22 protein-coding genes and 1 tRNA gene are annotated in these 25,208 nt (G+C 50.3%); 13 read left to right on the forward strand and 10 right to left on the reverse strand.

Annotated elements, in window-relative coordinates; translation table 11 throughout:
* Window positions 1-130 precede the first annotated feature (130 nt).
* On the forward strand, window positions 131-676 hold the full coding sequence (locus AC0IWZ_RS02480; RefSeq protein WP_471678212.1) for an OmpH family outer membrane protein: 546 nt from the start codon (window positions 131-133) through the stop codon (window positions 674-676).
* A 195-nt stretch (window positions 677-871) separates the two neighbouring features.
* The gene (locus AC0IWZ_RS02485; RefSeq protein WP_471678211.1) at window positions 872-2,230 is read left to right on the forward strand and encodes an 8-oxoguanine deaminase; all 1,359 of its coding nucleotides are present in this window, start codon (window positions 872-874) and stop codon (window positions 2,228-2,230) included.
* A gap of 1 nt (window position 2,231) precedes the next feature.
* On the opposite strand, the gene AC0IWZ_RS02490 is transcribed toward AC0IWZ_RS02485, so the two are convergent.
* Window positions 2,232-3,587 (reverse strand): HdeD family acid-resistance protein, encoded by a 1,356-nt coding sequence (locus AC0IWZ_RS02490; RefSeq protein ID WP_034493320.1) that lies wholly within the window; start codon window positions 3,585-3,587, stop codon window positions 2,232-2,234.
* A 207-nt stretch (window positions 3,588-3,794) separates the two neighbouring features.
* Window positions 3,795-3,870 (reverse strand) — tRNA-Phe (locus tag AC0IWZ_RS02495).
* 436 nt (window positions 3,871-4,306) lie between these two features.
* Here AC0IWZ_RS02495 and AC0IWZ_RS02500 point away from each other — a divergent pair.
* Window positions 4,307-6,445 (forward strand): ornithine decarboxylase, encoded by a 2,139-nt coding sequence (locus AC0IWZ_RS02500; protein ID WP_471678210.1) that lies wholly within the window; start codon window positions 4,307-4,309, stop codon window positions 6,443-6,445.
* Between the two features lie 44 nt (window positions 6,446-6,489).
* Here the strand turns inward: AC0IWZ_RS02500 and AC0IWZ_RS02505 are convergent, their stop codons facing one another.
* The 4 genes from AC0IWZ_RS02505 to mutY all read right to left on the reverse strand — a co-directional run bounded on the left by AC0IWZ_RS02505 (window position 6,490) and on the right by mutY (window position 10,488).
* The gene (locus AC0IWZ_RS02505; RefSeq protein ID WP_115630885.1) at window positions 6,490-7,743 is read right to left on the reverse strand and encodes a nucleoside permease; all 1,254 of its coding nucleotides are present in this window, start codon (window positions 7,741-7,743) and stop codon (window positions 6,490-6,492) included.
* A 253-nt stretch (window positions 7,744-7,996) separates the two neighbouring features.
* A complete protein-coding gene (gene mltC / locus AC0IWZ_RS02510; RefSeq protein WP_034493325.1) occupies window positions 7,997-9,073 on the reverse strand; it encodes a membrane-bound lytic murein transglycosylase MltC in 1,077 nt (358 codons plus the stop codon).
* A gap of 54 nt (window positions 9,074-9,127) precedes the next feature.
* A complete protein-coding gene (locus AC0IWZ_RS02515) occupies window positions 9,128-9,400 on the reverse strand; it encodes an oxidative damage protection protein (protein WP_034493327.1) in 273 nt (90 codons plus the stop codon).
* A gap of 2 nt (window positions 9,401-9,402) precedes the next feature.
* The gene (gene mutY, locus AC0IWZ_RS02520; RefSeq protein WP_034493329.1) at window positions 9,403-10,488 is read right to left on the reverse strand and encodes an A/G-specific adenine glycosylase; all 1,086 of its coding nucleotides are present in this window, start codon (window positions 10,486-10,488) and stop codon (window positions 9,403-9,405) included.
* 152 nt (window positions 10,489-10,640) lie between these two features.
* Between mutY and trmB the strand changes: the two genes are divergently transcribed.
* From trmB to AC0IWZ_RS02535, 3 genes are read left to right on the forward strand one after another with little or no spacing between them, the layout of a single operon-like run.
* Window positions 10,641-11,360: a tRNA (guanosine(46)-N7)-methyltransferase TrmB gene (trmB, locus tag AC0IWZ_RS02525; protein ID WP_034493331.1), complete on the forward strand. Its 720-nt coding sequence runs from the start codon at window positions 10,641-10,643 to the stop codon at window positions 11,358-11,360.
* A complete protein-coding gene (locus AC0IWZ_RS02530) occupies window positions 11,360-11,686 on the forward strand; it encodes a YggL family protein (protein ID WP_034493333.1) in 327 nt (108 codons plus the stop codon). Before trmB ends, AC0IWZ_RS02530 begins: the two co-directional genes overlap by 1 nt.
* Window positions 11,687-11,740: 54 nt before the next feature.
* The gene (locus AC0IWZ_RS02535; RefSeq protein ID WP_034493335.1) at window positions 11,741-12,457 is read left to right on the forward strand and encodes a YggN family protein; all 717 of its coding nucleotides are present in this window, start codon (window positions 11,741-11,743) and stop codon (window positions 12,455-12,457) included.
* A 139-nt stretch (window positions 12,458-12,596) separates the two neighbouring features.
* On the opposite strand, the gene leuD is transcribed toward AC0IWZ_RS02535, so the two are convergent.
* The 4 genes from leuD to leuA are packed head-to-tail and all read right to left on the reverse strand — an operon-like array spanning window position 12,597 to window position 17,281.
* Window positions 12,597-13,202, reverse strand: coding sequence for a 3-isopropylmalate dehydratase small subunit (gene leuD, locus AC0IWZ_RS02540; RefSeq protein ID WP_471678209.1), 606 nt, complete (start codon window positions 13,200-13,202; stop codon window positions 12,597-12,599).
* Between the two features lie 11 nt (window positions 13,203-13,213).
* On the reverse strand, window positions 13,214-14,614 hold the full coding sequence (gene leuC / locus AC0IWZ_RS02545; RefSeq protein ID WP_034493339.1) for a 3-isopropylmalate dehydratase large subunit: 1,401 nt from the start codon (window positions 14,612-14,614) through the stop codon (window positions 13,214-13,216).
* Window positions 14,615-14,616: 2 nt separating this feature from the next.
* Window positions 14,617-15,708 (reverse strand): 3-isopropylmalate dehydrogenase, encoded by a 1,092-nt coding sequence (gene leuB / locus AC0IWZ_RS02550; protein ID WP_034493341.1) that lies wholly within the window; start codon window positions 15,706-15,708, stop codon window positions 14,617-14,619.
* Between the two features lies 1 nt (window position 15,709).
* On the reverse strand, window positions 15,710-17,281 hold the full coding sequence (leuA, locus tag AC0IWZ_RS02555) for a 2-isopropylmalate synthase (protein WP_034460961.1): 1,572 nt from the start codon (window positions 17,279-17,281) through the stop codon (window positions 15,710-15,712).
* Between the two features lie 845 nt (window positions 17,282-18,126).
* On the opposite strand from leuA, the gene leuO reads away from it, so the two are divergent.
* The 7 genes from leuO to ftsL all read left to right on the forward strand — a co-directional run bounded on the left by leuO (window position 18,127) and on the right by ftsL (window position 25,200).
* Window positions 18,127-19,071: a transcriptional regulator LeuO gene (leuO, locus tag AC0IWZ_RS02560; protein ID WP_034493343.1), complete on the forward strand. Its 945-nt coding sequence runs from the start codon at window positions 18,127-18,129 to the stop codon at window positions 19,069-19,071.
* A gap of 403 nt (window positions 19,072-19,474) precedes the next feature.
* Complete coding sequence (ilvI, locus tag AC0IWZ_RS02565) at window positions 19,475-21,199, forward strand: acetolactate synthase 3 large subunit (protein ID WP_410373856.1); 1,725 nt, start codon at window positions 19,475-19,477, stop codon at window positions 21,197-21,199.
* 2 nt (window positions 21,200-21,201) lie between these two features.
* Window positions 21,202-21,693, forward strand: a complete 492-nt coding sequence (gene ilvN / locus AC0IWZ_RS02570; RefSeq protein ID WP_034460956.1) for an acetolactate synthase small subunit — start codon at window positions 21,202-21,204, stop codon at window positions 21,691-21,693.
* A gap of 171 nt (window positions 21,694-21,864) precedes the next feature.
* Complete coding sequence (gene cra, locus AC0IWZ_RS02575; protein WP_034493346.1) at window positions 21,865-22,869, forward strand: catabolite repressor/activator; 1,005 nt, start codon at window positions 21,865-21,867, stop codon at window positions 22,867-22,869.
* 565 nt (window positions 22,870-23,434) lie between these two features.
* Window positions 23,435-23,893: a division/cell wall cluster transcriptional repressor MraZ gene (gene mraZ / locus AC0IWZ_RS02580; RefSeq protein WP_034493348.1), complete on the forward strand. Its 459-nt coding sequence runs from the start codon at window positions 23,435-23,437 to the stop codon at window positions 23,891-23,893.
* Between the two features lie 3 nt (window positions 23,894-23,896).
* Window positions 23,897-24,838, forward strand: a complete 942-nt coding sequence (gene rsmH, locus AC0IWZ_RS02585) for a 16S rRNA (cytosine(1402)-N(4))-methyltransferase RsmH (RefSeq protein ID WP_172895541.1) — start codon at window positions 23,897-23,899, stop codon at window positions 24,836-24,838.
* Window positions 24,835-25,200 (forward strand): cell division protein FtsL, encoded by a 366-nt coding sequence (ftsL, locus tag AC0IWZ_RS02590; RefSeq protein ID WP_115630857.1) that lies wholly within the window; start codon window positions 24,835-24,837, stop codon window positions 25,198-25,200. Before rsmH ends, ftsL begins: the two co-directional genes overlap by 4 nt.
* Window positions 25,201-25,208: the final 8 nt, after the last annotated feature.

A 25,208-nucleotide genomic window follows, 5' to 3' on the forward strand; every position in this document is an offset into this window, starting at 1 on the left:
CGCTGACTATTTTTTATAGTATGTTTGTCAGCTTGCATGTGTATATATTTCTTATGAATGTAATAAGGACATTATATCGCTCGTGATTATAGGTTAGCCCACTTTTATATTTCAGCAGGTTAAATATCAAATGAAACGAAATTTAATTCGCCATGTGGCAGGGACTGTCATGATCGCACTGGTTGCGGGCGCTTTGCTCGTGGGTTGTGATGCAAAACCAGCAGGAGATGCAGAAATGAAGTTTATTAATGTGGAAAAAGTATTAGTTGAATCAGGCCTGGTACAACAGGAACAAGCACATCTTAAAGCCGTTAACGAAAATCTTCATAAAGGCCTGCAACTGGCAGAGAATAGCTATGCCAATTTTCCTGCAGATAAAGTTGAAGCCGCTCGCCAGGCGGATAAGAACGTCATTGCGCAGCAGTGGGAAGTACAACAAAACGCTGCGCGTATTGTGGTGATGAAAGCACTCAAAACGGCCAGTGACACCTATCGTAGTGAGAAGAAAATTGCTGTCATTATGCCGATGCAGGCTGCGGTTTCAGTCGCACCTGAGCTGGATGTGACTGCCGATCTGACTCAAAAGCTAAAAACTGCAAAAGTGGATTTTGGCAAAGTGCCGGAAATCATTCTTAAAACGGCGGAAAATCCTGCTGGAAAAACGGGTTCGAAGTAATCTTTAAAAAATAACAGGCTTTGCTGACACGTTCAGCAAAGCCTTTTTTTTACTCGAAATACGCCATAAGAAAACGCGATGATGGCGCACCATTTTCCTGGTTAGAATCACAAAATTGCCCCGCGCAATGCCTGGATCAGCAGACAGGTCATAACTGAGCTGGCTTCCCTTTATCTTCATTTTCAGGAGCCAGTGATGTCTGCACAACGTTTATGGATCAAAAATCCCCGCGCAGTTTTTACCGCAAATTCGCACGACGCCGCTGGCGGTGTGGTGGTTGAAGGGGCGGTCATTCGTGAATTAGTCCCCGCAGGATGCGAACCTACCCTTTCCTGTGATGCGGTGTTTGATGCCAGCGAACGAGTTCTTTTACCCGGCCTGATTAATACTCACCACCACTTCTACCAGACGCTCACCCGAGCCTGGGCTCCTGTCGTTAACGTGCCGTTGTTCCCGTGGCTAAAGCAGCTTTATCCTGTCTGGGCACGCCTTGATGCTGAAGCTCTGGCGCTTGCCAGCAAAGTCGCGATGGTGGAGCTACTGCTTTCTGGCTGCACGACCACCACTGACCATCACTATCTTTTCCCACAGGGTATGGAAGAGGCGATTGATGTGCAGGTAGATGTGGTGGGTGAACTGGGAATGCGTGCTGTGTTAACGCGGGGTTCAATGAGCCTGGGCGAGGATGACGGTGGGTTGCCGCCGCGCCATACCGTGCAGCAAGGCGAGACGATTTTACGCGACAGCGAGCGGCTGATTAAACGCTACCATCAGCGCGGAGAAGGGGCGTGGCTGCAAATTGCACTCGCCCCTTGCTCACCGTTTTCGGTGACGAGCGAAATTATGCGTGACAGTGCGCAGCTCGCGCAGCGTGAAGACGTGCGTTTGCATACCCATCTGGCTGAAACGCTTGATGAAGAAAACTTCTGCCTGCAACGCTTTGGCCTACGAACCGTAGATTATCTGGAAAGCGTCGGCTGGCTTAATGACAGAACCTGGCTTGCGCACGGTATCCATTTTGATGAGAGTGAAATTCAGCGCCTGGGGCGTGCGGGAGTGGGCGTTTGCCATTGCCCTGTTTCCAATATGCGCCTCGCATCTGGGATGTGCCCGACGGTGGATTTGCAGAACGCGGGTGTAGCAATTGGTCTGGGGGTTGATGGCTCGGCGTCGAACGATGCATCAAATATCATGTATGAAGCGCGGCAAGCCTTGTATCTGCAACGTTTGCGATACGGGGCGCAAGCCATAACGCCTCAGCGTGTGCTCGGCTGGGCAACGCAAGGCTCGGCGAAACTGATTGGGCGCAGTGATATCGGCGAAATTGCCGTTGGTAAGCAAGCGGATTTGGCGCTGTTTGCGCAAGATGAACTGCGTTTTAGCGGCAGTCATGATCCCATTTCAGCACTGTTGTTATGCGGTGCGGAAAGGGCGGAACATGTGATGATTGGCGGAAAATGGCGTGTCACCGATGGCAATATTGTTGGGCTGGATGTGCCTGAACTTATTTCTCGCCACCGCAAGGCTGCAAAAAAACTCGTCGCGGATATTTAAGTTAATCTTCAGCCGTTTCTTCTCCGCTTTTACCTTTTTCCCAGGCCACACGGCGCTGGAGCATTTTCTTCAGTGCCCGGCTGGTGGTATTGAACCAGCCGGTAGGGCGCGGATCGGCAAGCATGCTGAGTGCGCGAGCGTAATCGAGAACTAAACCGGGTGTCCAGGCCATGGTTTGCGCGCGTTTGCGTATTTGCAGTGCCACCCAAAGCTCAGGCGTCGACATCAGTTTCCCCATTGCCATCCAGAACCCACGTTTATGCCAAAGCCTGCCGACTGAGCCTTCAAGAGCGGCTTCCAGCGCCCGTGCTACGCTGCTTGAGCAATTCCGATAGGTCAGATTGTAGGACTCATTCTGGCGATAACTTTCCCAAAATGCTTTCAGGCGCTCTTCGCTGTAATTGCGGATGCGCACTTTTCTGGTTGAGGGGCACCACTTTGCCGATTCGGTTGCATAATCAGGCTGGAATCGCCCCGGAACATTGTTTTCCGGTGTGGCACGCAACAGGCGGGCAAATTCGTCGGGTGACTGGTCAATCAATTCCGCAGGGTAGAGGCTGATGTAAATACCGCCGGGCGATTCTAAAGCGGCGTGCCCGGTGGAGATAACACCGTTGCGGTCGACGGCGGCGATATAGCGGCTAATCACCGGGCGGGGAATGGTTTCACTGGGGGCCGATCCTGCGGGCGTCCATACATGCACGGTCAGCGCTTTTTCGTCATCGGCTGGTGGGCCATCCCATTCCACGACGTCAGGAACATCAGCCTCTTCCATATAGACCGCGCCTTTGAGTCCTGGATTTGCAGCGGCGCGTTTAACGCGGTTGGCGAGGATAAACATATTCCAGCCGGCAAACGCCAGGCCGAGGCCGAGACAATAGGGAACCGTTCCTGAATAGTGCGAAGGCCAGGGCTGGAAGAAGAATATTGCCAGCGCAATTTCGATGATCCCACCCCATAACGCCGGGCGCCAACGCCGGTAACGCACCACGACGGCAGAAGCAATTTGGAGAGCGCCATCGAATAAAAACAGCATGCCGAAGATCATCGCCAGGACAAAATCACCGTCATGCTGACCCGCCAGAATCAGTAATGCCGCAGCACTAAAGACACTGCCTTTTACGTAGCGCAAAATACGTTGTCCGCCCATACCGCTATGAGCAACCATCAGCGTTGCAGCACCTTCGAACAACAGCAGACAGGCGAAAGGTTCGATTGGGAAGAACAGTGAACCATCTAGCGCGTCAATGAAGATAACGATGCCAGCAATCAGAGTAATCCAGCCGAAACGTCGCAATCCGCGCCAGTGAGAACGCAGAAAATCAACGCCAAGCAGAATCATGGTGAGTCGCATCATGGGGGTTTTTCCTGAAATCACATCTCCAAATATATAGCCCACAAGAGAGTAACGCGCGCGAATACCTGATGGCGGGTTGGAAGGTCTGGGATTTGGGAAGGTGATGAATACGGCGAAGGGAGGCGACGAGTAATCGAACGTAGTTCGATGGAGAGTCCGGATCTCAGAAAGCAAAAAACCAGCCATTAGGCTGGTTTCTTTAAATAGTGGTGCCCGGACTCGGAATCGAACCAAGGACACGGGGATTTTCAATCCCCTGCTCTACCGACTGAGCTATCCGGGCAACGGGGCGCATTAAACCGTAAAGGCCGTTTGACGTCAACGCTTTTGTGTTAATAAGTCGTGCGTTTGCACGAATAATGTGCTCTGCGTGGCAGCATCGCCTTGAACCACGGGGAAGAAGGTGCCATGATTGCGCGAAATTTTACACATCTGCAACGGGGCGCTTATTGATGTTTAAAGTCAATGTTCACCGGCATCTCTCGATGGCGCTCGTTCACCTTTCTGTCGTATCCCGAAGACCCTCGCTCACCATGCGGTGAGGGCAACGCACGCTCACTGCAGGACAACAGTAAAATCAGGTGATGCCTGGTTTTACTGATGTCTGGCGGTCGGAGTGGGTATCCTCCTTCAGACCATCAAGACACATTCGCCGGGGAAAACTCCCTTTGCCGTGCCACATGGCACTCACTCATCCTTGAACTCTGGGATTTGTGCATATGAAATCTTTGAAAATTGCCGCCAGCCACGATGTGGTTGCTACTTTGTCTACACATCGCGAAATCGTCACGCTTGATAGCACTGATTTCACCGATATTGCCGCTGTCGTACTTTCTGCGGCGGATAGCCGCAGCGGTATTCTGGCGTTACTCAAACGCACGGGCTTTTCGATTCCTGTTTTTTTAGCGGCTGATAATCTCTCAGGCGAGCAAGAAGGCATTACCGGGCTGATAAAAGGTGATGCGCAGGATTATCTGGAGCTGGAAACCGCGGCCGTTGATTATGAAGAAAGTTTGCTCCCGCCTTTCTTCGATACGCTGACGAAATATGTCGCGATGGAAAACAGCACTTTTGCCTGTCCTGGCCATCAACACGGTGAGTTTTTCAAAAAACATCCGGCTGGCCGCCAGTTCTTTGAATTCTTCGGCGAGAATTTGTTCCGTGCCGATATGTGCAATGCGGACGTCAAACTCGGTGATTTGCTGATTCATGAAGGCTCGGCAAAGCATGCGCAGAAGTTCGCGGCCAAAGTGTTTAACGCGGATAAAACCTATTTCGTACTGAACGGCACGTCGGCGGCGAATAAAGTCGTCACCAATGCGCTATTAACGCGTGGCGATCTGGTGCTGTTTGACCGTAATAACCATAAATCAAACCACCATGGGGCGCTGATCCAGGCGGGGGCAACACCGGTTTATCTCGAGGCGGCTCGCAATCCGTTTGGTTTTATCGGTGGTATTGATGCGCATTGCTTCGATGAGAAATATTTGCGTGAGCTTATCGCGGAGGTGGCTCCAGAGCGTGCGCAGGAAAAACGTCCGTTCCGCCTGGCGGTAATCCAGCTCGGGACTTACGACGGCACGGTTTATAACGCGCGTCAGGTGGTGGATAACATCGGCCATCTTTGCGATTACATTCTGTTTGATTCCGCCTGGGTCGGTTACGAACAATTCATCCCGATGATGGCGGACTGTTCACCACTTTTGCTGGATCTTAACGAGAACGATCCGGGGATCTTTGTTACGCAATCGGTGCATAAACAGCAAGCGGGCTTCTCGCAGACTTCGCAGATCCATAAGAAAGATAACCATCTGCGCGGCCAGGATCGTTTTTGCCCGCATAAGCGGCTGAACAATGCCTTTATGTTGCATGCCTCAACCAGCCCGTTCTATCCGTTATTTGCTGCACTTGATGTGAATGCGAAGATCCATGAAGGGGAGAGTGGCCGCCGCCTGTGGGCGGAATGTGTGGTGCAGGGCATCGAAGCACGCAAAGCCATTATCGCCAGCTGCAAGATGATCAAACCGTTTATTCCCCCCGTGGTGGCGGGCAAGCCGTGGCAGGAACATCCGACTGCAACCATCGCGCAGGAGCGTCGTTTCTTCAGCTTTGAACCGGGCGAAAAATGGCATGGTTTTGAAGGGTATGCGCAAGATGAGTATTTTGTCGATCCTTGCAAACTGCTGCTGACGACGCCGGGTATTGATCCACAAACCGGTCATTACACTGAGTTTGGCGTGCCTGCGGCGATCCTCGCAAATTACCTGCGTGAGAATGGAATTGTTCCTGAGAAATCGGATCTGAATTCGATTTTATTCTTACTGACGCCTGCCGAAAGCACTGAAAAGATGGCGCATCTGGTGGCGATGCTGGCGCAATTTGAACAGCATATTGAAGACGATACGCCGCTGGTGAATGTGCTGCCGACTATCTATCAGAAATATTCACAGCGCTATAAAGGCTACACGCTGCGCCAACTTTGCCAGGAAATGCACGATCTTTATGTCAGCTTTGAAGTGAAGGATCTGCAAAAAGAGATGTTCCGCAAAGCCAGCCTGCCTGCAGTCGCGATGAATCCGCAGGATGCTAATAGCGAGTTTATTCGTGGCAATGTAGAGCTGGTGCGTCTGAGCCAGTCGGAAGGGCGTATCGCGGCTGAGGGTGCGTTGCCGTATCCACCGGGCGTGTTGTGCGTAGTCCCTGGCGAAGTGTGGGGCAGTGCTGCGCTGCGTTACTTCCTGGCTCTTGAAGAGGGTGTGAATATGCTGCCAGGCTTCTCACCGGAATTGCAGGGCGTGTATAGCGAAACGGATGCCGACGGAATTAAGCGCTTGTACGGCTATGTAATTAAGGCGTAATAACAATGTCTCCCGCTTCTGAATGAAACGGGAGACATTATCAATCAGACTGCTGGCTGGATGGCCGCTGGCGTTCTGACATGTTTATATTTGAACAGTGCGACGAAGGCGAAGGCCAGCACCAACGAGTAACCGGCGAAAATCAGCCATACGGTTTGCCAGTCGGTGATACCTTGCAGTGTGTAATGCTCAACTACTTTACCGCTGACAATCCCGCCCAGAATGCAACCAAAGCCGTTTGTCATCATCAGGAACATGCCCTGTGCGCTGGCACGGATTTCTGGTCTGACTTCTTTTTCAACAAACACGGAACCGGAAATGTTGAAGAAGTCGAAGGCGCAACCGTAGACGATCATCGACAGCACCAGCAGCATGGTGCCCATCGGCGTTGGGTCGCCAAAAGCAAACAGGCCGAAGCGCAACATCCACGCGACGATACTGATAAGCATCACATTCTTGATACCGTAGCGAATCAGAAAGAATGGAATCGTCAGAATAAATACGGTCTCAGAAATCTGCGAAATAGACATCAGCACAGACGCGTGTTCGACAATAAAGCTACTGGCAAACAGCGGGTTCTGGTCAAAGCTGTGCAGGAAGGTATTACCGAACATATTGGTAATTTGCAGTTCGGCACCCAACAGCATTGAGAAGATGAAGAAGATAGCCATGCGTTTGTTTTTGAACAACGCGAAGGCATCCAGCCCTAACATTGAGCTCCAGCTTTGGTTTTTCTGTGCATTAGCAACCGGAATATGCGGCAGGGTCAGAGTGAACAGGGCGAGGACAACTGACAATATTGCGCCGATATAAAGCTGCATGTGGCTGAGTTCAAAGCCTGAGAAGCTCACGCCCCACATCGCGAAGATAAAGCCAATGGTTCCCCAGATACGAATAGGCGGGAAGTCACTGACAATATCCATTCCCGCCGATTGCAAGCGATAGTAAGAAATCGTGTTCACCAGCCCTAACGTTGGCATGTAAGCCAGTGAGTTGAGCAGAATCACGATAAACATTGCACTCGGTGAAGTCACCTGAGCTGCAAAATACAACGTAATGGCACCTACCACATGACAACCCGCATAGAGCCAGCGCGCACTAATCCATTTGTCCGCAATAATACCGAGTAGCGTCGGCATAAATACCGCAGCAATACCCAATGAGCTGTATACAGCGCCGATGGCTGCACCATCAAACTTGAGGGTGACAAACATGTATGAGCCGAGCGTCGTCAGCCAACTTCCCCACAAGCAGAACTGCAGAAACGAAAGTACTTTAAGCTGCAGCTTAAGGTTCATGTAAATATCCTCACAGAGGTTAACAGCGGATGTGATTTTTTTAACATATAAGGAGATATATGTTGTGATCGTAACATTAGCAGTGCTGTGGTGAGATTTTTGGTACATTCAGCAAATAAATGAAAACATCTTTTGGTTACATTCGAGAATAGTGACGCTGGTTACATTTTTTGCGGTTTAAGGCGGGAAAAGCGGGGGAGTGTTGTATCTCCTGCCGCTAAACCGACGGCAAGAGATACAACAAACGGATGAATTACCGGCGGCGGTAACTCTTCTGCGCGGTATTCACTTTGTACAGATAATGGCGTGATTCCGCAGACGGGTGGCGTGTGGTCAGCGTCTGATACACGTCGCCCGGCGTCATGCTGTTGATAATGCTGTACGCGCGATTTTTATCACTGTTGAACACGCGCAACACGCTGCCCGCGCCGCCGTTATACGCTGTAATCATCGCGTAACGGCGCGAGGTTGGGTTATCAATTCCGCTCAGATAACTGTTCTGAAGAATCGCCAGATAAGCCGTACCGGTATCAATATTGCTTTCTGGATCAAACAAGAAGCTGCGGCTTGGTTTGCCCCATTTCCCCTGAGATTTGAAGACATCAACGCCCGCGCTGTGCTGCACAACCTGCATCAGGCCGAGGGCATCGGCATGGCTGACGGCATAGGGGTTAAAGCTCGATTCCGTTTGCATAATTGCCAGAATCAGCGATTCATCTACGCCGTATTTCTTCGACGCTTTGCGCACCATGCCGAGATATTTGTGCGCACGTTTATCCAGGTGGTTTGGCACCAGGTTGATCGTCACGCTGTAGATGATCTTCAGCCCGGTGCTGCGGCTTTTCAGGCGCGTTTGCAGCAGGTAATCAGCAAATTTAGACGCACGACCTTCCCAGCGAATCGGCTGCCCGGTGTTATCCACAACCTGGCCATACAGGAACGGCTCTTTGGAGATCTGCACGTCGTTAACATCGGAATAAAGATCGATGGAACCCGGATCGTCACCCATCAGCAAAGTGGATACGATCGCCTGGCGCAAATGGGCGGCGGGATCGGTGCCAGCAATGGTTTCGATGGTAATCGTACCGTCGTCAAAGTTGATGTGGCTACGGGTCAGATATTGGTCGGTATATTTTACGTAGTCTTTTGGACCCGCAATCAACACTTCCTTTATGCCCCAGATATTTTCGATGTTATGGGCAAACTGCCCCATCAAAATATCAAAACCATTCGTGTCCTTAACAAACGCCTCGTTATAGGAATCTTCTTTTTTGCTCGAACATGAGATGAGCAACGGGACAACCAGAGCTAGCGCGAGAAATTTTTTCATCGTTCCGTGTATGCGTTGGGCTTGATGTACATAAGGGCCAGCGGCCCCTGTATTTTATTTTTCTGGTGGCGTGTAGCCTTCGATGTGAACTTCTTTGCCTTCAAACAGGAAGTTGACCATTTCTGCTTCCAGTTCTTTGCGATGTTCCGGGTTCATCATGCTCATTTTGCGTTCGTTAATCAGCATGGTTTGTTTTGTCTGCCATAAAGCCCAAGCTTCTTTTGAGATTTCGTTATAAATACGTTTGCCAAGTTCACCTGGATACAACTGGAAATCCTGGCCTTCTGCGTCACGTTGCAGGTAAGTACAAAAAATAGTTCTGCTCATGGTTATTCCTCTTCAACGGCTCGGGCGGGTTTAAGTACCACCGGCTCGGCGTGTAATTGCTGTAATAAACGCTCTACAGGGGCGGCCAGTCCTACGGACGGTGGCTGCGCTAAGTTATACCAGAGAGCGGTTCCTTCATCCATGCACCCGCTAAACGAAAGCACTGGCAACCACATTGGCACGATATCCAGATGGAAGTGGCTGAATGTATGGCGGAAGGCGTTTAATTGCGTGAGATTATCGGCGGGAATCTGACGTTGCGCCAGCCAGTCGCGAAGTTCTTCTTCGGTTGTGAATTGCGGGAAGCAGTACAACCCGCCCCACAGGCCCACGGCCGGACGCTGGGATAGCAAAATACTTTGCTGATGCTGCATCATCAGGAAATAGCCGGTGCGCTCGGGAATTGTCACCTTCGGCTTCTTACCAGGATAGCTCGCCCAACTATTATTGGCGTAGGCAACGCAGAGATTATTCACCGGACAAAGCTCGCATTTTGGCTTCGAGCGGGTGCAAACCATTGCGCCAAGATCCATCATCGCCTGGTTAAACTGGCTCACACCATTGGCTGGGGTGACTTGCTCACTGATGTCCCAGAGTTTTTTCTCGACGTCTTTTTTACCCGGCCAACCGGACACGGCATAACAACGGGCCAGCACGCGTTTGACGTTGCCATCCAGAATCGGGAAATGCTTACCAAGCGACAAAGAAAGAATAGCGCCCGCGGTCGAACGCCCCACACCCGGTAGGGCGGCGACTTCTTCAAAAGTTTCGGGGAACACGCCATTGTGCTGATTAGCGACCATTTGCGCAGCTTTATGCAGATTACGCGCGCGGGCGTAATAACCCAGACCCGTCCAAAGATGGAGAACTTCATCGAGTGGCGCGTTGGCAAGATCGGTGACGGTCGGGAAGCGCGACATAAAGCGTTCAAAGTAAGGAATGACGGTGGCAACCTGCGTTTGTTGCAACATCACCTCAGACAGCCATACTTTGTAAGGCGTTTTTTCGAGTTGCCATGGCAGTGTTTTGCGGCCGTATTTTTGATACCAGTCGAGAACCTGGTGGGAGAATTGCGGCGCTTGTGTCATTGTTGCCAGGCCATCCGATAAATGTGTGAATTAGGGGGCTGATTCCAGCACAGACGACTCTGTGCTGTAAACCGGAACTTTCTGGTGCTTGCTTCTCACCATTAACTTTGGATAATGCCCGTTTCCCGAACACTAATTAAAGCCTGAACACCATGAAAAATGACGTCATCTCACCGGAATTTAATGAAGAAGGCCGCGCAATGCGCCGGATTCGTAGTTTTGTGCGCCGCCAGGGCCGCCTGACTAAGGGCCAGGAGTTCGCACTGGAAAACTATTGGCCGGTGATGGGCGTTGAATATCAAGACGCGCCTGTCGATTTTACCGAGCTGTTTGGCCGCGAAGCGCCAGTCACCCTGGAAATCGGTTTTGGCATGGGTACGTCGCTGGTGGCAATGGCAAAGGCTAATCCACAGCAGAACTTTTTAGGCATTGAAGTGCACTCGCCGGGCGTGGGCGCATGCCTTGCAACCGCTCATGAAGAGGGCGTTGAGAACCTGCGCGTGATGTGTCACGACGCGGTTGAAGTGCTGCAAAAAATGGTTCCTGACAATTCTTTATCCATGGTTCAGCTCTTTTTCCCTGATCCATGGCACAAAGCGCGTCATAATAAGCGCCGTATCGTTCAGGTGCCGTTTGCTGAGTTCGTGAAAAGTAAACTGAAACTGGGCGGTGTGTTCCATATGGCAACCGACTGGGAACCTTATGCAGAACACATGCTCGAAGTGATGTCCTCTATTGATGGTTATCAAAACCAGTCTGAGAGTAACGACTACGTACCGCGACCGGATTCGCGTCCGGTGACCAAATTTGAACAACGTGGCCATCGTCTTGGTCACGGCGTATGGGACTTAATGTTCGAGAGGGTAAAGTAATGGCAATTAATCGTAGCCGTCGTTTGCGTAAAAAAATGCACATCGACGAATTCCAGGAAGTGGGGTTCTCTGTTGCATGGCGTTTCCCGGAAGGCACCTCCGAAGAGCAAATCGATAAAATCGTTGATGAATTCATTGATGAAGTTATCGATAAAAATGGTCTGGCTTTTGATGGCGGCGGCCACCTTTCCTGGGAAGGCTTAATTTGCCTACAGGAAATCGGCAAATGCACCGAGGAGCATCAAGCTCTGGTGCGCAAATGGCTTGAAGAGCACAAGGCTGAAGACGTTCGCACCAGCGATCTGTTTGATGTCTGGTGGGATTGATTGAAATAGTACAAATGGGCTGGTGAAAACCGGCCCTTTTTTTCAGGAGTAACTATGATTCGTAAGGCTTTGATGGGCGTTCTGCTGCTAACCGCGATGCAGGCGCAGGCCGACTATAAATGCAGCGTCACGCCTCGCGATGACGTGGTTATTAATCCGCAGTCCGTTCAGGTTGTGGGTGAAAATGGCAATCTGGTTATTGCCCCGGATGGCAGCCTGCAATTTAACGGCAAGCCACACACATTAAACGCAACGCAGCGCCAGTTGGCACTGGATTACCAGAAAGCGTTGCGCACCGATCTTCCTTGGATCAACAACGGCGCGTTGGCTCGGGTTGAAAAAGGGCGTGTTGCGCTGGATAAAATCATCGCTAAAGAAGTGGGTGAAAGCAGCAATATGCGCGGTCGCCTGACGAAACTAGACGCGCAACTTAAGCAGCAGATGAACCGAATTATCGAGACTCGCCCGGATGGTTTGACCTTCCATTATAAAGCCATTGATCAAGTGCGCTCCGAAGGGCAACAGTTGGTGAATCAGGCGATGGGCGGCATCTTGCAAGACAGCATCAATGAGATGGGTGCGAAAGCCGTTTTGAAAGGTGGCGGCAATCCGCTGCAAGGCGTGCTGGGTAGCCTCGGTGGTTTACAGACTTCGATTCAAAACGAGTGGAAGAACCAGGAAAAAGATTTCGAGCAGTTTGGCCGTGATGTTTGTAGCAAAGTGGTGACGCTAGAAGGGCAGCGCAAAGGGCTGGTCGAAACGCTGAAGTAATACTCTTCATACTTCAAGCTGCCTCTTTGTTGGCTGCATGTTCTCGCCCAGGTCACTTACTCATGTAAGCTCCCTGGGCCTCGAACACTTGCCGCCGCGATGCAGCTAGAATTATCTTGGGTATAAGATTTGCAGTTTATTAACGCATAAACGCCGGTTGTTTCTGCTCGTAAGCAGAAATAGAACTTTCGTGTTGTAGCGTCAGACCGATGCTATCCAGCCCTTCTAACATGCAGTGGCGACGGAAAGTATCGATGTTAAACGAATAGCTTTTCTCACTCGCAATCACGGTTTGTGCTTCCAGGTCGACCACGAATTTAATCCCCGGATTTGCCGCGACCAGCTTAAACAGCTCATCGACTTCTGCTTCGCTCAATGTCACCGGCAGCAGCTGGTTATTGAATGAGTTGCCGTAGAAGATATCCGCAAAACTTGGCGCGATAACCACTTTGAAACCGTAATCAGTTAATGCCCACGGTGCGTGTTCACGTGAAGAACCGCAGCCGAAGTTTTCACGCGCCAGTAAAATTGAAGCGCCTTTAAACTCCGGGAAGTTCAGCACGAATTCCGGGTTTGGCTGTTGGCCTGCATCATCCAGAAAACGCCAGTCGTTAAACAGATGAGCGCCAAAACCAGTGCGCGTAACCTTCTGCAAAAACTGCTTAGGAATGATTGCGTCAGTATCAACGTTTGCGGCATCCAGCGGAACGACCAGGCCGGTGTGTTGTACAAATTTCTCTGCCATGGTGTTTTCCCTTATTTCAACGTGCGGATGTCAGCAAAATGACCAGAAACAGCGGCTGCTGCTGCCATTGCCGGGCTAACCAGGTGCGTGCGACCGCCACGGCCCTGACGACCTTCGAAGTTACGGTTGCTGGTGGAAGCGCAACGCTCGCCCGGTTCCAGGCGGTCGTTGTTCATCGCCAGGCACATCGAGCAACCCGGCAAACGCCATTCAAAGCCCGCTTCAATAAAAATCTTATCCAGACCTTCTGCTTCGGCCTGCGCTTTTACCGGGCCGGAACCAGGGACCACTAACGCCTGCACGCCTGGCGCCACTTTACGGCCTTTAGCAATTTCCGCCGCAGCACGTAAATCTTCAATGCGCGAGTTGGTGCATGAACCGATAAACACTTTATCGATCGCGACTTCAGTTAATGGAACACCTGGTTTCAGGCCCATGTAGGCCAATGCTTTTTCAGCAGAAGCACGCTCTACTGGGTCCGCGAAAGATTCTGGATTCGGAATGTTTTCCGTGACGGAAATCACCTGGCCTGGGTTGGTGCCCCAGGTGACTTGCGGGGCGATTTCTGCGGCGTCCAGTGTCACAATCGTATCGAATTTGGCGCCTTCGTCAGTGCTGAAGGTCTTCCAGTAGGCAACGGCTTCGTCCCAGTCGGCGGCTTTCGGCGCGTGTAGACGGCCTTTCACGTAGTTAAAGGTGGTTTCGTCTGGCGCAACGATGCCCGCTTTAGCGCCCATTTCGATTGCCATGTTGCACAGCGTCATGCGGCCTTCCATCGACAGCGCCTGAATTGCGCTCCCGCAGAATTCCACTACATGCCCGGTGCCGCCCGCGCTGCCGGTTTTACCGATAATCGCCAGCACAATATCTTTGGCTGTGATACCTGGTGCGGCGGTGCCGGCCACTTCAATCTTCATGGTTTTCGCGCGGCCCTGTTTCAGGGTTTGCGTTGCCAGTACGTGTTCAACTTCAGAAGTCCCGATCCCGAACGCCAGCGCGCCAAATGCGCCGTGGGTCGCGGTGTGGGAGTCGCCGCAAACAATGGTCATGCCAGGCAATGTAATGCCTTGCTCAGGGCCCATTACGTGGACAATACCCTGGAATGGGTGATTCAGGTCATACAGTTCAACGCCGAATTCTTTGCAGTTCTTCATCAACTCTTGCATCTGAATGCGAGCCATTTCGCCGGAGGCGTTGATGTCTTTAGTCTGCGTAGAAACGTTGTGGTCCATGGTGGCAAACGTTTTGCCAGGCTGGCGCACCGGGCGCTTGTGCGCACGCAGGCCATCAAACGCTTGTGGAGATGTCACTTCGTGAACCAGATGACGGTCGATGTACAGCAGCGGCGTTTCATCCACTGCTTCGTAAACGACGTGGGCATCGTACAACTTCTGATATAACGTTTTCGCCATGATTATTTCCCCTCTGCCACGAAGCGAGCAATGGTATCGCCCATTTCGTCGGTGCTGATTGCATTGCCATCACGAGCCAAATCGCCGGTACGGAAACCTTCTTCCAGCGCGAGGTTGATAGCGTTTTCGATGGCCTGAGCGGCCTCTTCAGCATCCAGGCTGTAGCGCAGTAACAAAGCCAAAGACAGGATCTGCGCAATTGGGTTAGCAATATTTTTACCTGCGATATCAGGCGCGGAACCGCCCGCAGGTTCGTACAGGCCGAAACCTTGCTCGTTCAAACTTGCGGAAGGCAACATGCCCATGGAACCGGTGATCATCGCGCATTCGTCAGACAGAATGTCGCCAAACAGGTTGGAGCACAGCAACACGTCAAACTGGGACGGGTCTTTAATCAGCTGCATGGTGGCGTTGTCGATGTACATGTGTGACAGCTCAACGTCCGGGTATTCTTTAGCGATTTCGCCAACAATTTCACGCCACATTACCGACGATTGCAGCACGTTAGCTTTATCAATCGAGGTGACTTTGCTGCGACGTTTGCGGGCAGATTCAAAACCGATGCGTGCAATGCGCTCGATCTCAAAGCGGTAATACACTTCGGTATCAAAGGCTTTCTCATGCATGCCGGAACCTTCGCGGCCTTTCGGCTGGCCGAAGTAGATACCGCCGGTTAATTCACGTACGCACAGGATGTCGAAACCGTTAGCGGCGATATCAGCACGCAGCGGGCAAAACTCTTCCAGCCCTTGATACAGGCGAGCAGGGCGCAAATTACTGAACAGTTTAAAGTGTTTACGCAGCGGCAATAATGCCCCACGCTCAGGTTGTTGAGCCGGAGGCAGATGCTCCCATTTCGGGCCACCGACGGAGCCGAACAGAATCGCGTCTGCCTGCTCGCAGCCTTCAACAGTAACCGGCGGCAATGGATTGCCGTGACGGTCGATTGCAATGCCACCCACGTCATATTGACTGGTAGTAATGCGCATATCGAAGCGCGTACGAACTGCATCCAGCACTTTCAGCGCTTGAGCCATAACTTCTGGGCCAATGCCGTCACCCGGCAATACTGCTATATGATGAGTTTTTGACATGTCACACGGTTTCCTGATTATTTTCTTTATTATGAGCTTTGCGTTGCAATTCTTTTTCGACGATGCCCGCACGCCAGATGTTATTCAGCACGTTTATCATCGCTTTCGCAGAAGATTCAACAATATCGGTCGCCAGACCGACACCGTGGAAACGGCGGCCTTTATGGGTCACAACGATATCTACCTGACCCAATGCATCTTTACCCTGACCTTTCGCAGACAACTGGTATTTCACTAATTCAACATCGTAATTGGTGATGCGGTTAATCGCCTGGTAAACCGCATCGACCGGGCCGTTGCCCGTTGCTGCTTCAGATTGTGTTTCTTCGCCACACTGCAATTGGACAGAAGCGGTAGAAATCACGCTTGAGCCAGACTGCACGTTGAAGTATTCCATGCGGAAATGTTCAGGTTCTTCTTGTTGTTTACCGATGAACGCCAGCGCTTCCAGGTCATAATCAAAGACCTGGCCTTTTTTATCGGCCAGTTTCAGGAAGGCGTCGTACAAAGAGTCCAGGTTGTAATCGTCTTCTTTATAGCCCATCTCTTCCATGCGGTGTTTTACAGCTGCGCGACCAGAGCGGGAGGTCAGGTTCAACTGCACCTGATTCAGACCGATAGTTTCCGGTGTCATGATTTCGTAGTTTTCGCGGTTTTTCAGCACGCCATCCTGGTGAATACCGGAGGAGTGCGCGAAGGCGTTCGAGCCGACAATCGCTTTGTTGGCAGGGATTGGCATGTTGCACAGCTGGCTGACTATCTGGCTGGTGCGGTAGATTTCATGGTGGTTGATATTGGTATGCACGTCCAACATTTGGCCGCGGACTTTAATGGCCATGATGACTTCTTCCAGCGCAGTGTTACCGGCACGTTCGCCGATACCGTTCAGCGTGCCTTCAACCTGGCGCGCACCCGCCTGAATCGCTGCAATTGAGTTGCCGGTTGCCATGCCTAAATCGTCGTGGCAGTGGACCGAAATAATCGCTTTATCAATGTTTGGTACGCGGTTGTACAGAGTCTGAATAATGCCGCCGAACTGTACCGGTGTGGTGTAACCCACGGTGTCAGGAATATTGATAGTTGTCGCGCCTGCGCCAATGGCTGCTTCTACGATACGGCACAGGTTGTCGATTGGTGTGCGGCCTGCATCTTCACACGAGAATTCTACGTCGTCGGTATAGTTGCGGGCGCGTTTGACGGAATTGACTGCGCGAGCCAGGACATCATCGAAAGTGCTGCGTAATTTGGTTTCGATGTGCATGGTCGAAGTGGCCAGGAACACATGAATCCGGAAGGCTTCGGCAATTTTCAACGCTTCTGCAGCAACATCAATATCTTTATCAACACAACGAGCGAGGCCACACACACGGCTATTTTTGATGTTGCGAGCGATGGTTTGCACGGATTCGAAGTCGCCTGGAGAAGAGACCGGGAAGCCGACTTCCATCACGTCAACACCCATACGTTCCAGCGCCATCGCAATCTGCAGCTTCTCTTTTACACTCAGACTTGCCTGTAATGCCTGCTCACCATCACGCAAAGTAGTATCGAAAATAATGACTTGTTGGCTCATGTTGTGGTCCTTTCTCGTCTTAGGGGCCCTTGCTACGAGCATAAAAAAACCCGCGCAGTGGCGCGGGTTTTTTCTGTCTGATGGCTTGAATCAACGCTTGATTTCGCCCACCAGCCTACCGCGCAATGAAGTTGCGTTTAGTAGTAGACCTAGTAGGCGGTTGCTGCGAATCATGTTTCAAGCCCCAAGTGAATTTCGTTATGCATTTATTGGTACTTGATCTGCTTTGCTGTGTCAACACTCGATTGCTTTATGCGTACATTTTGGAAGCGAAAGATTAGAAGGGGTCTTAGCGATCTGTGCTAAGGAAATCATGTTTCATAATATATATAAGAAGTATGAAAAAAGACTTCTTACTGGATCAGGTAAAATTGAAACCCTCAGAAACAATTAAAAATAATATATTTAATAAGCGTTGTATTCATCATGGTTATGATTTGAGGGGGTTAATCATCATTTTGGTTCTATTTTAGGAATTTATCATCTTTTCTTATTGTTTGATTATGGGTAGAACGTTTGTTTCTGAAATGATGATGTTATCCATACTTAATATATTATTCACTAGGCCAATCATTGTGTGCGAAGTCATTTTGTGATTTGATTAGCATGCTTCTGGAATCAACTGATTACGAATAAATCATATAACACCTTATATTTTCGCTGGCCTGATAGACGCTGGCGGCGTGTCGGTGCGTCAGAGCAAATGAGTTCCATAAATTTATATTTGAACAATATAAATTACGTTTTTATTCCATTATTCAACATGCTTGAATAACGAATAATAATAAAGATCACTTGCAGCGCTTATCTGCAAAAACGGAATCGACAACTTAGTGGAGTCAGTCATGTCTGATAATTATGTACAACAACCGGCAGTTCATGATGGGTTTAAACCTCAACTACGTTCTGTGGATTTAAACTTGCTCACTGTATTTGATGCCGTTATGCAGGTGCAGAATATTACCCGCGCAGCTCAATCGTTGGGAATGTCCCAGCCTGCGGTGAGTAATGCGGTCGCTCGTTTGAAAATTATGTTCAATGATGAACTGTTTGTACGCTATGGCCGTGGCATTCAACCTACAGCGCGCGCTTTCCAGTTGTTTGGTTCGATACGCCAGGCATTGCAATTAGTCCAGAACGAACTCCCTGGTGCAGGTTTTGAACCCGGCAGCAGCGAACGAATATTTAACATCTGCGTCAGCAGTCCGTTAGACAATTTGCTGACATCCGTCATCTTTAATAATATGAAGCGCTTTGCGCCAGGTATTCAATTACTCTTTAAGTCGGCATTAAATAAAGATATTGAGCATCAATTACGCTATCAGGAAACGGAGTTTGTTATTAGCTATACTGAATTCCGTCGTCCAGAATTTACTTGTGTACCTTTGTTTGAAGATGAAATGGTGTTGGTTGCCAGTAAAAAACATCCACGCTTAATTAAACCGCTTACAGAAGAAGATATTTACAACGAAAAGCATGCGGTAGTGTCACTTGAGCGTTTTGCATCCTTTAGTGCTCCCTGGTATCTCACCGCAGAGAAGCAAGCCTGCATTTCGTATCAAGGAATGGCGATGACTAGCGTGTTAAATGTGGTTTCGCAGACTCAGTTGGTCGCTATCGCGCCGCGCTGGCTGGTAGAAGAGTTTGCAGACTCTCTGCAGTTGCAAATATTCCCGTTACCCCTGAAAGATAACGTTTCAACTTGCTATTTATCCTGGCATGAAGCAGCCGGACGCGATAAAGGGCATCAGTGGATGGAGAAGCTGCTTACAACGGTATGCAGTAAATAGATTCAGTCTGGTAATCAATTTAAGCCGGGTAGTGAAATCTATCCGGTTATTCTTTATTTTTTGTCTTTTATAGTTTTTTACGCTGTTGTTGGTTTCGAGTTTCCCGCCCCGCTTGTTCAATAAATCCTGTGTTAATTAGATTTAACCTACAAAGCTATCATTCAGAACATTTTCAATCATAATTTTTGCTTATGCTCAGAGCTTAACTCCGCCAGGAAAGTGTTTTGCAGTATTCACAGGCAAACTCTCTTGCTGCGCCTGAAGATTGGCAATTGATTGCCTGATTTTCAACGGTTATGTTAGTTGGATTATTAAAATTAAATGCAGGGCGCAACAACCTGCCTCAACGACTCGCAGAAATGACTTTTGCAGTCGGTCAAACACGTAAGCCTGGAGGCAAACCATGGAGATGTTGTCAGGAGCCGAGATGGTCGTCCGGTCATTAATTGATCAGGGCGTTAAGTATGTATTCGGCTATCCCGGAGGCGCTGTACTCGATATTTACGATGCGCTTCATACTATTGGCGGCATTGATCATGTGCTGGTACGCCATGAACAAGCAGCCGTGCATATGGCTGATGGCCTGGCGCGTGCGACGGGTGAAGTTGGTGTTGTGCTGGTCACATCTGGCCCTGGAGCCACTAATGCAATCACCGGCATTGCCACCGCGTATATGGACTCTATTCCGATGGTCGTGCTATCTGGCCAGGTCGCGACTTCGCTGATTGGTTATGATGCATTCCAGGAATGCGACATGGTGGGGATTTCGCGCCCGATCGTGAAACACAGTTTCTTAGTCAAACAAGCTGAAGATATTCCCGGCATTATCAAAAAGGCCTTCTGGCTTGCGGCAAGCGGCCGGCCAGGCCCGGTAGTGGTCGATTTGCCGAAAGACATCATGAGTCCGGCAAACAAACTGCCATATAGTTACCCTGAAACTGTCAGCATGCGTTCTTACAACCCAACAACTCAGGGGCACAAAGGGCAAATTAAGCGTGCATTACAAACGCTGTTGGCAGCTAAAAAGCCAGTTATGTACGTGGGCGGTGGGGCCATTACCTCTTCCTGTCATGATGAATTGCTCGAGCTTGCTCAGAAACTCAATATTCCCGTTGTCTCCTCTTTAATGGGCCTGGGGGCATTCCCCGGCACACATCGCCAGGCGCTTGGCATGTTAGGGATGCACGGAACCTACGAAGCCAACATGGTGATGCACAACTCCGACGTGATTTTCGGCGTGGGTGTGCGTTTCGATGACCGTACGACTAACAATCTGGCGAAGTACTGCCCGAATGCCACCGTGCTGCATATCGACATTGATCCGACGTCGATTTCCAAAACAGTGGGGGCCGACATTCCGATTGTGGGCGATGCCCGACAAGTTCTACAGCAAATGCTGGATCTGCTGGCGCAAGAAGAGCTGCAGCAGGGCTGTGATGAAATTCGTGACTGGTGGCAGCAGATTGATCAATGGCGTGCGCGTCAGTGCCTCGAGTTTGACAGAACCAGCGACAAAATTAAGCCACAGGCGGTCATTGAAACGATCTATCGCCTGACCAACGGCGAGGCTTATGTCACGTCTGACGTTGGGCAGCATCAGATGTTTGCCGCACTCTATTACACCTTTGATAAACCTCGCCGTTGGATTAACTCGGGTGGCCTCGGCACGATGGGGTTCGGCCTTCCTGCGGCATTAGGGGTGAAAATGGCATTGCCGGAAGAAACCGTGGTTTGTGTGACGGGCGATGGCAGTATTCAGATGAATATCCAGGAGCTTTCTACCGCGCTGCAATACGGCTTGCCAGTGCTGGTGCTCAATCTCAATAACCGCTATCTCGGTATGGTGAAGCAGTGGCAAGATATGATTTATTCTGGCCGCCATTCCCAGTCCTATATGGAATCTTTACCTGATTTCGTACGTATAGCTGAAGCATACGGGCATGTCGGGATCCGTATCAGCGAACCGCAAGAACTGGAAAGCAAACTAATTGAAGCACTAGAAGCGGTGCGTAATCAGCGTCTGGTCTTTGTTGACGTCACTGTTGATGGCACTGAGCATGTCTACCCAATGCAAATCCGTGGCGGTGGTATGGATGAGATGTGGTTAAGCAAAACGGAGAGAACCTGATTATGCGCCGGATATTGTCTGTATTACTCGAAAATGAGTCCGGGGCGCTATCCCGGGTTATTGGCTTATTTGCTCAGCGCGGTTACAACATAGAGAGTTTGACTGTTGCACCGACTGACGATCCCACACTTTCGCGCATGACTATTCAAACCGTTGGCGACGCAAAAGTGCTGGAACAGATTGAAAAACAACTTCACAAGCTGGTGGATGTTCTGCGCGTCAGCGAACTGGTGCAGGGCGCTCATGTTGAACGTGAAATCATGCTAGTGAAAGTGCAGGCCAGTGGCTACGGGCGTGAAGAAGTGAAGCGCAATGCGGAAATCTTCCGTGGGCAAATCATTGATGTCACGCCGACGCTTTATACCGTTCAGTTAGCGGGGACCAGCGACAAACTGGATGCTTTCTTGAATACCATCCGTGAAGTGGCCAAAATTGTCGAAGTGGCACGCTCAGGTATTGTCGGCGTATCCCGCGGCGATAAGATCATGCGCTAGCCTGTGAAAGGCATCTAAAAACTAACCCGGTGACCTGAACCGGGTTTTTTTTGCAATTTGCGCGGCAACTGCCAGCAAAAGCGGTTGCCCGAGGTATTATTCTGCGCTTAGATGATAAAAATGAAACCATGACCAGGGTATGGTTATGGAAATCCTAAATAAGGGGCTACTGTGAAATTGGATGAAATCGCGCGCCTGGCTGGAGTTTCGCGCACCACGGCGAGCTACGTCATCAACGGTAAGGCAAAGCAGTATCGCGTTAGCGATAAGACCGTTGAGAAAGTCATGGCGGTTGTACGCGAACATAACTACCACCCGAATGCGGTGGCCGCAGGACTACGTGCCGGGCGCACGCGTTCTATCGGATTAGTGATTCCAGATCTAGAGAACACCAGTTATACCCGCATCGCTAACTATCTTGAGCGTCAGGCTCGCCAGCGTGGCTACCAACTGCTGATAGCCTGTTCTGAAGATCAGCCTGATAATGAAATGCGTTGCATTGAGCATCTTTTGCAGCGACAGGTTGATGCGATCATCGTTTCTACCTCATTGCCACCTGAACACCCTTTTTATCAACGTTGGGCAAACGATCCTTTCCCCATTATTGCGCTCGACAGAGCCTTAGACCGTGAAAATTTCATAAGTGTCGTGGGCGCCGACCAGGAAGATGCAGAAATGCTGGCCAGCGAGCTGCGTACTTTCCCTGCGGAAACCGTACTTTATCTCGGCGCGCTGCCTGAGCTTTCTGTCAGTTACCTGCGTGAACAAGGTTTCCGTACCGCGTGGAAAGACGACCCGCGTGAAGTGCATTTCTTATACGCTAATAGTTACGAACGTGAAGCCGCAGCACAACTATTTGATAAATGGCTGGAAACACACCCCATGCCGCAGGCGTTGTACACCACTTCATTTGCATTATTACAAGGTGTGATGGATGTTACATTGCGTCGTGAAGGGCAACTGCCATCTGAACTGGCGATAGCGACCTTTGGCGATAATGAACTGCTCGATTTCCTACAATGCCCTGTACTGGCTGTCGCACAGCGTCACCGTGATGTCGCAGAGCGCGTGCTTGAACTGGTTTTGGCAAGTCTGGATGAGCCTCGTAAACCGAAGGCCGGGTTGACGCGTATTCGCCGTAATCTTTATCGCCGTGGTAGTTTGAGCCGCCGCTAACAAGTGATGGCAGTTACCGGCTGCCATTCTTAATTAAGATTATTCCCGTGTTAATTCCCTTATTTAAACAGGTAATTATTTTTCATTAGTAATTGAAGAACTCTTATTACGGAATCGATATAATTTCGCTCCCTTGAATTATTTTGTTACACAGCAAAGTGTAAAAATGCCGGATAATTAAACAATAGATAACCATCCCCAATCAAACTAACCCGCCAGCCCACGTTTCGCCTGCATCTGGCGCTGTTAACCTTCCGCGAAATACCTTAAAATGCCGACCGCGTCGCAAACTGAACACTTCATATTTTACCTGTCAGGTTTTCAGTCGATTTAACGATATTTATGCTTATTGATCTTTTTTCTTTCAAATATTCATAACGTTAATTTTGCATCGTGGATGTAGCGCCTTTTCACGCCAGTCATTTATCAATCGCTTAGGAGATGGAAATTATTTCTATTAGCGTTGTAGCTTGCTTGACAAGGTTTTCCTCCGCTCCGTAAACTCCTTTAGGTGGGATTTTGTGGGTCAAAGTGGTGGAAAGGGGAATTTAAGGGTGAGGCTGGCATGTTCCGTGGGGCAACATTAGTCAATCTCGACAGCAAAGGGCGGCTTGCCGTACCTACCCGTTACCGGGAAAAGCTTGTCGAAACCTCTGAAGGTCAGATGGTTTGTACCATCGACATCCATCACCCATGCCTGCTGCTTTATACCCTTCCCGAGTGGGAAATTATTGAACAAAAGCTAGCTCGTCTGTCGAGCATGAACCCGGTAGAGCGTCGCGTGCAGCGACTGTTACTTGGGCATGCCAGTGAATGTCAGATGGATAGCGCCGGGCGATTGTTGCTGGCACCCGTTTTGCGCCAACACGCCGGGCTAACCAAAGAAGTGATGCTGGTTGGGCAGTTCAATAAGTTTGAACTGTGGGATGAAACGACCTGGCATCAACAGGTCAAGGAAGACATCGACGCTGAGCAGGCCACGACGACTACGTTGTCGGATAGGCTGCAGGACTTGTCACTATAAATAATGATGGAAAATTTTAAACATACTTCGGTGCTGCTTGATGAGGCCGTGAATGGTCTCAACATTCGTCAGGATGGCATCTACATTGATGGCACATTTGGTCGTGGTGGCCATTCTCGCTTGATTCTTTCCCAACTGGGACCAGAAGGACGCTTGCTGGCTATCGACCGCGATCCGCAAGCTATCGCAGCGGCGCAAGCGATCGATGACCCGCGCTTCTCTATCATTCACGGGCCTTTCTCTGAATTAGCCGAATACGCCAGTGAACGCGATCTGCTGGGAAAAATTGACGGCATTCTGCTGGATCTTGGCGTTTCTTCTCCGCAGCTTGACGATGCCGAACGCGGTTTCTCGTTTATGCGTGACGGCCCGCTGGACATGCGTATGGACCCGACTCGTGGTCAATCTGCCGCGCAATGGTTGCTCAGCGCTGACGAAGCTGACATCGCCTGGGTTATCAAAACCTATGGTGAAGAGAAATTCGGCAAGCGTATCGCCCGCGCCATTATTGAGCGCAACCGCGAACAACCCATGACGCGTACCAAAGAGCTGGCGACGGTTGTGGCAGCGGCAATGCCGGTGAAAGACAAGTTCAAACACCCGGCAACGCGCACGTTCCAGGCTATCCGTATTTGGATCAACAGCGAACTTGAAGAGATTGAGAAGGCGCTGAAAGGCTCGATTCCCACTCTGTCTCCAGGCGGTCGCCTGTCGATAATCAGTTTCCACTCTTTGGAAGACCGAATTGTTAAACGCTTTATGCGTGAAAACACCCGTGGACCACAGGTTCCGGCCGGTCTGCCAATGACTGAAGCTCAGTTGAATAAGCTTGGCGGCAGATATTTAAAATCTATTGGCAAAATGATGCCAGGTGATGAAGAAGTGGCGGAAAACCCGCGCGCGCGCAGTTCGGTACTGCGTATCGCTGAAAGGACGAACGCATGATTAACAAAGTGGCAGAAACCCTAAGCAAAGTTACTGGTCAATTGAGCAGTGGCGAACGCCATGCATTACCTGCGGTGATTGGTGGTGATTTATTGCGTCATGGGAAAATGCCACTGATTTTGTTCTCCGCCATTATCGTTACCGCCATTTTTGTCGTCACCACCGCGCACCATACCCGCTTGCTTACTGCGCAACGTGAGCAAATGGTGGTTGAGCGTGACGCGCTGGATATTGAATGGCGCAACCTGATTCTGGAAGAAAACGCACTCGGCGATCATAGCCGGGTGGAGCGGGTCGCAACGGAAAAGCTGCAATTGCAGCATGTTGACCCATCGCAGGAAAACATTGTAGTTCAGCAATAAGGAATCGC

The organism is Buttiauxella sp. AC142, from assembly GCF_979253435.1.

Excerpts from the sequence above, each read along its gene's own strand:
- leuD (WP_471678209.1), bottom strand. The coding sequence starts at position 13,202 with ATGGCAGAGAAATTTGTACAACACACCGGCCTGGTCGTTCCGCTGGAT.
- rsmH (WP_172895541.1), top strand. The coding sequence starts at position 23,897 with ATGATGGAAAATTTTAAACATACTTCGGTGCTGCTTGATGAGGCCGTG.
- leuB (WP_034493341.1), bottom strand. The coding sequence starts at position 15,708 with ATGTCAAAAACTCATCATATAGCAGTATTGCCGGGTGACGGCATTGGC.
- AC0IWZ_RS02490 (WP_034493320.1), bottom strand. The coding sequence starts at position 3,587 with ATGATGCGACTCACCATGATTCTGCTTGGCGTTGATTTTCTGCGTTCT.
- AC0IWZ_RS02505 (WP_115630885.1), bottom strand. The coding sequence starts at position 7,743 with ATGAACCTTAAGCTGCAGCTTAAAGTACTTTCGTTTCTGCAGTTCTGC.
- AC0IWZ_RS02485 (WP_471678211.1), top strand. The coding sequence starts at position 872 with ATGTCTGCACAACGTTTATGGATCAAAAATCCCCGCGCAGTTTTTACC.
- AC0IWZ_RS02530 (WP_034493333.1), top strand. The coding sequence starts at position 11,360 with ATGGCAATTAATCGTAGCCGTCGTTTGCGTAAAAAAATGCACATCGAC.
- AC0IWZ_RS02535 (WP_034493335.1), top strand. The coding sequence starts at position 11,741 with ATGATTCGTAAGGCTTTGATGGGCGTTCTGCTGCTAACCGCGATGCAG.
- mutY (WP_034493329.1), bottom strand. The coding sequence starts at position 10,488 with ATGACACAAGCGCCGCAATTCTCCCACCAGGTTCTCGACTGGTATCAA.
- ilvI (WP_410373856.1), top strand. The coding sequence starts at position 19,475 with ATGGAGATGTTGTCAGGAGCCGAGATGGTCGTCCGGTCATTAATTGAT.
- trmB (WP_034493331.1), top strand. The coding sequence starts at position 10,641 with ATGAAAAATGACGTCATCTCACCGGAATTTAATGAAGAAGGCCGCGCA.
- leuA (WP_034460961.1), bottom strand. The coding sequence starts at position 17,281 with ATGAGCCAACAAGTCATTATTTTCGATACTACTTTGCGTGATGGTGAG.
- ftsL (WP_115630857.1), top strand. The coding sequence starts at position 24,835 with ATGATTAACAAAGTGGCAGAAACCCTAAGCAAAGTTACTGGTCAATTG.
- AC0IWZ_RS02480 (WP_471678212.1), top strand. The coding sequence starts at position 131 with ATGAAACGAAATTTAATTCGCCATGTGGCAGGGACTGTCATGATCGCA.
- mraZ (WP_034493348.1), top strand. The coding sequence starts at position 23,435 with ATGTTCCGTGGGGCAACATTAGTCAATCTCGACAGCAAAGGGCGGCTT.
- ilvN (WP_034460956.1), top strand. The coding sequence starts at position 21,202 with ATGCGCCGGATATTGTCTGTATTACTCGAAAATGAGTCCGGGGCGCTA.
- mltC (WP_034493325.1), bottom strand. The coding sequence starts at position 9,073 with ATGAAAAAATTTCTCGCGCTAGCTCTGGTTGTCCCGTTGCTCATCTCA.
- leuO (WP_034493343.1), top strand. The coding sequence starts at position 18,127 with ATGTCTGATAATTATGTACAACAACCGGCAGTTCATGATGGGTTTAAA.
- AC0IWZ_RS02500 (WP_471678210.1), top strand. The coding sequence starts at position 4,307 with ATGAAATCTTTGAAAATTGCCGCCAGCCACGATGTGGTTGCTACTTTG.
- leuC (WP_034493339.1), bottom strand. The coding sequence starts at position 14,614 with ATGGCGAAAACGTTATATCAGAAGTTGTACGATGCCCACGTCGTTTAC.
- AC0IWZ_RS02515 (WP_034493327.1), bottom strand. The coding sequence starts at position 9,400 with ATGAGCAGAACTATTTTTTGTACTTACCTGCAACGTGACGCAGAAGGC.